This is a genomic window from Kribbella sp. NPDC051770, from assembly GCF_040681455.1.
In the GTDB taxonomy this organism is placed as follows: Bacteria; Actinomycetota; Actinomycetes; order Propionibacteriales; family Kribbellaceae; genus Kribbella.
In genome coordinates this window covers 105658-112343 of sequence record NZ_JBFAYT010000019.1, presented here as the reverse complement: position 1 = coordinate 112343, position 6686 = coordinate 105658, and the positions used below count along the sequence as shown (strand labels likewise).

The 6686-nt window shown below is 69.8% G+C and carries 5 protein-coding genes; all 5 read left to right on the top strand.

The window, feature by feature from the left end:
* Positions 1–475 precede the first annotated feature (475 nt).
* The 5 genes from AB0M01_RS37630 to AB0M01_RS37610 all read left to right on the top strand — a co-directional run bounded on the left by AB0M01_RS37630 (position 476) and on the right by AB0M01_RS37610 (position 6682).
* Positions 476–1561, top strand: coding sequence for an amidohydrolase family protein (locus AB0M01_RS37630; protein WP_363677420.1), 1086 nt, complete (start codon positions 476–478; stop codon positions 1559–1561).
* A 514-nt stretch (positions 1562–2075) separates the two neighbouring features.
* Positions 2076–3425 carry an N-acetylmuramoyl-L-alanine amidase gene (locus tag AB0M01_RS37625; protein ID WP_363677419.1) on the top strand — a complete coding sequence of 450 codons (1350 nt, stop codon included), beginning with the start codon at positions 2076–2078 and terminating at the stop codon, positions 3423–3425.
* A 147-nt stretch (positions 3426–3572) separates the two neighbouring features.
* Entirely contained in the window at positions 3573–4808 is a 1236-nt protein-coding gene (locus AB0M01_RS37620; RefSeq protein WP_363677418.1) for a histidine kinase, read from the top strand.
* A complete protein-coding gene (locus AB0M01_RS37615; RefSeq protein WP_363677416.1) occupies positions 4796–5434 on the top strand; it encodes a response regulator transcription factor in 639 nt (212 codons plus the stop codon). Before AB0M01_RS37620 ends, AB0M01_RS37615 begins: the two co-directional genes overlap by 13 nt.
* 117 nt (positions 5435–5551) lie before the next feature.
* Entirely contained in the window at positions 5552–6682 is a 1131-nt protein-coding gene (locus AB0M01_RS37610) for a S1 family peptidase (protein ID WP_363677414.1), read from the top strand.
* The last annotated feature ends 4 nt before the right edge of the window (positions 6683–6686 follow it).

The following is a 6686-nucleotide window of genomic DNA, read 5'->3' as shown; positions in this document are numbered from 1 at the left end:
TAGTCTCAATCGGTTGAGTGGTTTCCCCTGGTGTCCTCACCCGATCTACAACACCGCCGCGCGCCCCCGCCCCCCCCCCGCGGACTTGTTGGTTTGGAGGGGAGCTCGCGCGAGTTGTCGCGGTCCGCGCGGGCCTGGTCGCGCGGCTTGTCGCGGTGTGCGTGGCTGACCCTTCATCTCAAGTCCGCGCGCCCCGCGACGAGTCGCGCGAACTTGGTGGTTTGAAGGAGAGTTCGCGTGAGTTGTCGCGGTGCGCTGCGCGGCTGACCCTTCACCCCAAGTCCACACGGCCCGCGACGAGTCGCGCGGACTTGGTGTTCGGAGGGGAAGCGCGCGCGAGTACCCGGTGCGCGCGGGCTTGGTCGCGCGGCTTGTCGCGGTGCGCGCGGACATGGGCTGCTTCGAGCGGAGTTGCCGCGCCGAGAGATCAACCCTCTGGGTGCACGACCCGGCCCCGCCGGTTACGGTCGGCGGTATGACGGTGATCAAGCTGGTCGGCACAGTCCTTCCGGACGGCGAACGCCGGGACCTCTACCTCAGCAACGGCACGGTCGTCGACAAGCCCGCGACCGGTGAGGTGACCACGCTCAGCACCGGCGGCTGGATCGTCCCCGGGCTCGTCGACGCGCACTGCCACATCGGGCTCGACCAGCGCGGCGCGGTCGACGAGGAGACCCAGGTCGAGCAGGCGATCGCCGACCGCGACGCCGGCGCCCTGCTCGTCCGCGACGCCGGCTCCGCCGCCGACACCCGCTGGATCGACGACCGCGAGGACCTCCCGAAGATCATCCGGGCCGGCCGCCATATCGCGCGCTCCAAGCGCTACATCCGCAACTACGGCTGGGAGATCGAGCCCGAGGAGCTCGCCGCGTACGTCGAGCAGGAGGCGGCCCGCGGCGACGGCTGGGTGAAACTCGTCGGCGACTGGATCGACCGCGACGCCGGTGACCTGACGCCGTGCTGGCCCGCCGACGTCCTCGACGCCGCGATCGCCCGCGCGCACGAGCTCGGCGCCCGCGTCACCGCGCACGTCTTCGGCGAGCACGCGCTCCCCGATCTGCTTGCCGCGGGCATCGACTGCCTGGAGCATGCGACCGGCCTGCGCCCCGAGCTGCTCGACGACATGGCAGCCCGCGGCGTCGCCGTCGTCCCGACGATCATCCAGCTCGACAACTTCCCCCTGTACGCCGACCAGGCCGAGGCGAAGTTCCCCCAGTACGCCGCCCACATGCGCGACCTGTACGCCCGCCGCCACGAGACCCTGCGGAACGCGGTCGAAGCCGGCGTGCCGGTCTACGCGGGCACCGACGCCGGCGGCGTGCTCGGGCACGGCCTGGTCGCCGACGAGATCCGCGCGCTGACCGAGATCGGGATGACCGGCGAGCAGGCACTCGCAGCCGGGTCGTGGGCGGCGCGCGAGTGGCTCGGCGTACCGGGGGAGCTGACGCCGGGCGCGCCCGCCGACCTGGTCGTGTACGACGAGGACCCGCGCGCGGATCCCCGCGTGCTCGACGCTCCGCGGCTGATCGTCCTGCGTGGTCGGGTGGTTCTCAGTCGGTAGCGTGCTGCGCGGTCAGGTGGTGGTTCTGAGTCGGTGCCGTGTAGCGCGGTCAGGCGGTCCTGAGCCGCTAGCGCGCTGCGTGGTCACGTGGCTCTGAGTCGGTAGCGGTGCTGCGCTGTACGTCAGGTGGTTCCGAGTCGGTGGCGGTGCTGCGTGGTCAGGTCATCGTCAGCCGCTAGCGTGCTGCGGGTCAGATTATCCTGAGCCGCGAGCGTGACCACAGCTGCCCGCCGCCTGTTCTTTCCTTGTTGAGTTTACAAGCGGAGAAACGGATGGTGGGGAGTTGTCCACAGCTCAGCCCGACCGGCGGGAGCACCGCAGGGGGCGATGGGCGCACCTGCTCGGCGTTCCGGGCGTTGTCGAGGAGTGGTGCGGCGTGGGTCCATCAGTTCACCGTGTGAGCGCGTCAGTTCACCCCGTGACGGGAAAAAGTTCACCCAACCTCTGGTCTGGCCGGAAGTTTTTGCCCTACCGTGAGGGAAACCTCCGCCGCCCCTCGGAAGGATTCCCGCCCATGCATTCCAGTATCCCGAGACTGACCGCCGTGCTCGCTGCCGGCGCTCTCGCGTTCAGCGCCCTCCCCAGCAACGCTTCGACGCCGGTCGAGACTGGCTCCACCTCGACGCTGTCCGAAGCCTTCAAGACCGCCGCCGCCCAGTACGACGTACCGCGTGAGCTCCTGGTCGGCATCGGCTACGCCGAGTCCCACCTGGACGGCCACGACGGTCAGCCCAGTCAGGCCAACGGGTACGGCGTCATGCACCTGGCCAGCAACCCGAGCAACCCGACCATGTCCGAGGCCGCGAAGCTGACCGGGCTGCCGGTTGAGCAGCTCGCCAAGGACGCGAATGTGCGAGGCGCCGCCGCCGTTCTCGACTCGTACGCCGACCAGGCCGGGTTGCAGGGCCAGGCTCGCCGCGACATCGGCCGCTGGTACGAGGTCGTCGCGAAGTACTCGCACTCCGCCGACGGCCCGACCGCGCGCCTGTACACCGACGAGGTCTACCGGATCATCGGCCTCGGCGTCGGCGCGGAAGGCGTCTCCACGCAGCCGGTCAAGGTGACGCCGCAGCGCGGCAAGTACGCGAACGTCGCACCGCTCGGCACCCGGACGCCGGCCTCGATCCAGGCCGCCGACTACCCGGGCGCGATCTGGAACGCGGCGAACAGTGCCAACTACCGGGTCGGCCGGACCGCGGCGATCAGCACCATCGTGATCCACGTGACCCAGGGCTCGTACGCCGGCACGATCAGCTGGTTCAAGAACGCGTCCTCGCAGGTCAGCGCGCACTACGTGGTTCGTTCCAGCGACGGCCAGATCACCCAGATGGTCGCCGAGAAGGACACCGCGTACCACGTCCGCAGCGCCAACCCGTACACGATCGGCATCGAGCACGAGGGCTTCGTCGACCAGCCGTCGTGGTTCACCGACGCGATGTACCGGGCCTCGGCGGCGCTGACCAAGAACATCGCCGAGCGGCGCGGCATCCCGAAGACCCGGTCGTACATCAAGGGCCACAACGAGATCCCCGGCAACGACCACACCGACCCGGGTCCGAACTGGAACTGGAACTACTACATGCAGCTGGTGAACGGCGGCAACCCGAACCCGCCGACGTACAACTTCACCACCTACGGCAGCGGTGTCCGGGTCCGCTCGGACGCGAAGCTGACCGCGTCGATCGTCACCACGCTGCCAGGCCCGACACAGGTCTTCGTGACCTGCCAGAAGCAGGGCGACACGGTCAACGCCGAGGGCACCAGCAACAACTGGTGGTCCAAGCTGCGTGACCAGGGTGGCTACATGTCGAACATCTACATCGACCACCCGGCAGCGCAGCTGCCCGGCGTACCGGTCTGCTAGAACCGCCCGAGCGAGCCCCCTGTCGTGGCGACACGGCAGGGGGCTTTGCCATCATCTAGTCAGGGCCCGGTGGAAGAGTAGAGCCTGCTGTACCGACGCGAGGGTGGTCGGCGGCGGAGGATCGGTGCTGACGACGATGGAGGCACGATGCTCACCAAGATCCTGACCCGCGGCTGGCCCGCCTGCCGGTACCTGTACGCCCGGTACCTGTACGGCATGGTCGCTCTGGCGGCGACTCCGATCGGCCTGCTGCTGAGCTGGGCGATTCCTGGCATCACCGCCGGGCTGGTGGAGTTCGCCAACGCCGAGCGGGACAAGGCGACCCGGTACCTCGGGCTGCCGCAGGAGCAGCCACTGCCACGGGCCGTGCCTCGCCAGCCGGCGGACGTGGCCACGCTGGTGAAGGACCGCTCGTTCCGGCGCAGTCTGCGGGTGCTGCCGATGGCGGTGCTCGCGATCCCCGGTCTGTTCGTGGCAACCATCGCTCTCTTCGGAGCGCCCAGCGGCCTGCTGAGCATGTTCCTGTGGAAGCTGCAGCCTGGTGAGTTCAGCCTGATGGGTCTGCCGGTCCACAACTGGCTCGACGCGCTCCTGCTCGGCCCGGTACAGGTAGCGGTCAGCCTGTGGGTGCTGGGCTGGGGTGCTCCACTGGCAGCCAAGGGCTACGCCCGCAGCATCAGAAGCTTGCTCACACCGAGCAGCGCCGAGCTGGAGACAGCCGCGCTGACCCAGCGAGTAGAGGAGCTCACCAGGACCCGCGCCGGAGCAGTCGACTCCCACGGCGCCGAGCTCCGCCGCATCGAGCGCGACCTGCACGACGGCACCCAGGCGCAGCTCGTCTCGCTGGCCATGCGGATCGGTGTGGCCAAGCAGCTGATGGCGGACGACCCCGAGAAGGCAGCCAAGCTGCTCGACGATGCCAGGGACGGCGCTGAGCAGGCGATGACCGAGCTGCGCGGCGTACTGCGGACCATGTACCCGCCGATCCTCCAGGACCGCGGACTCACCGGCGCGGTCGCGGCACTGACCGCGCGCTGCCCGATCCCGGTCGACCTGCGGATGGGCGCGCTCGGCGACGTACCGGCCGCCGTCGAGGCCGCGGCGTACTTCGTGGTCGCCGAGTCGCTGACCAACATCACCAAGCACTCCGCGGCCGGCCAGGCCGAGGTGCATCTCGAGCGGCGCGGCCCGGACCTGTACGTCGCGATCACCGACAACGGCATCGGCGGCGCCCGGGTCGGCGACCAACCGGACCTGCTCGGCCGGGGGAGCGGGCTGCGCGGCATGATGCATCGCGTGGAAGCGATCGACGGACATCTGGAGCTGACCAGCCCGATCGGCGGGCCGACGACGGTCGAGGTGATCCTGCCGTGCGGGTCGTGATCCTCGAGGACAACCCGATCCTCGCCGAGGGCCTCGGCCTCCTGCTCGGCAACTCGGGCTTCGAGGTGATCGGCGTGGCCGGCGACGCGACCGAGTTCGCGACGCTGATCGACAACGACCCGCCGGACATCGCGGTCGTCGACGTCCGGCTCCCGCCGACCTTCACCGACGAGGGCCTGCGCGCGGCGATCGAGGCCCGCGGCAAGCGGCCCGGCCTTCCGGTACTGGTCTTCTCGCAGTACGTCGAGGAGGTGTACGCCGCCGAGCTGCTCGCCTCCGGCAGCGAGGGCATCGGCTACCTGCTCAAGGACCGCGTGTCCCGCGTCGACGAGTTCCTCGAAGCCGTACGCCGGGTCGCCGCGGGCGGCACCGTGCTCGACCCCGAGGTCGTCAGCCAGTTGATGGTCAAGCGCAACGACCCCCTCGACCGGCTGACCCCGCGCGAGCGCGAGGTGCTGGCGCTGATGGCCGAGGGCCTCGGCAACGTCGCGATCGCCGAGAAACTGGTGATCAGCGAAGGGGCCGTGCACAAGCACGTCGGCAACGTGTTCCTCAAGCTCGACCTGCCGCCGACCGACTCCGGGCACCGTCGCGTGCTCGCCGTCCTGGCCCATCTCGGGCTGTAAGCGTTTGCCCTGACAACGTAGGTCTTCGACCTCTTGACGGCTCGTGCGCGATCCAGCACGCTGAGTCGCGAGAGCGCTCTCACCGCACCCCAACCGCCCCGAGGTGAGGAGAGTCCCGTGAAGATCCTGATCACCACAGCCCTGGTCGCCACCGTCCTGGCCGTGCCCGTCCAGGCGTCGGCCGTCCAGTCGGCAGCGACCGAGCAGTTGGCCGTCCCGCGCCAGCAGACAGCGATGCAGAAGGACCTCGGCCTGACCGAGCAGCAGATGCAGAAGCGCCTCCGCGCCGAGTCCGCCGCCACCAAGCTCGTCCCCGCCGCCCAGAAGGCAGCCGGCGCAGCGTTCGGCGGCGCCTGGTACGACGCGGCCCGGGAGACGCTCGTCATCGGCGTCACCACCCCGGCCGCCGCCGACGCCGTACGCCGTACCGGCGCCGAAACCGCGCAGGTGAAGCTGTCCGCCACCGAGCTGGACCGGCGGAAAGCAGCGGTCGACAAGCTCGCCGGCCAAGTCCCCGCAGCCGTCAGCGGCTGGTCGACCGACGCGAAATCCGGCACGATCGTCGTCAACGTCCAAGCAGGCAAGCGATCCGCCGCCACGGATGCCTTCGTCAGCAGGCTCGCCCGAACCACGCCGATCACCGTCAAGGAGGTCGCCGCCCAAGCCCCGACGACCTTCGCCGCCGGAACGGTCGGTGGCGACCCGTACTACACCGGCAACGTCCGCTGCTCGATCGGCTTCTCCGTGCATGGCGGCTTCGTCACCGCCGGCCACTGCTCCGGCGCGGGCGCCAGAACCCGTGGCTGGGACGGCTCCAACCAGGGCGTCTTCCGCGGCTCGTCGTTCCCCGGCAACGACTACGCGTGGGTCCAGGTCGACAGCGGCTGGTGGACCGTGCCGGTAGTGCTCGGCTGGGGGCAGGTCAGCGACCAGCTGGTCCGCGGCTCCTGGGAAGCACCTGTCGGTACGTCGGTCTGCCGCAGCGGTTCGACCACGCACTGGCACTGCGGCACGATCCTGGCCAAGAACGAGACCGTGAACTACGGCAACGGCCAGCTGTTCTACGGCGCGACCAAGACCAGCGTCTGCGCCGAGGGCGGGGACTCCGGTGGCTCGTTCATCACCGGTGACCAGGCCCAGGGCGTCACCTCCGGCGGCTGGGGCAACTGCTCCAGCGGCGGCGAGACCTGGTTCCAGCCGGTCAACGAGATCCTCGGCGCGTACGGCCTGACCCTGCACACCGCATGACAAG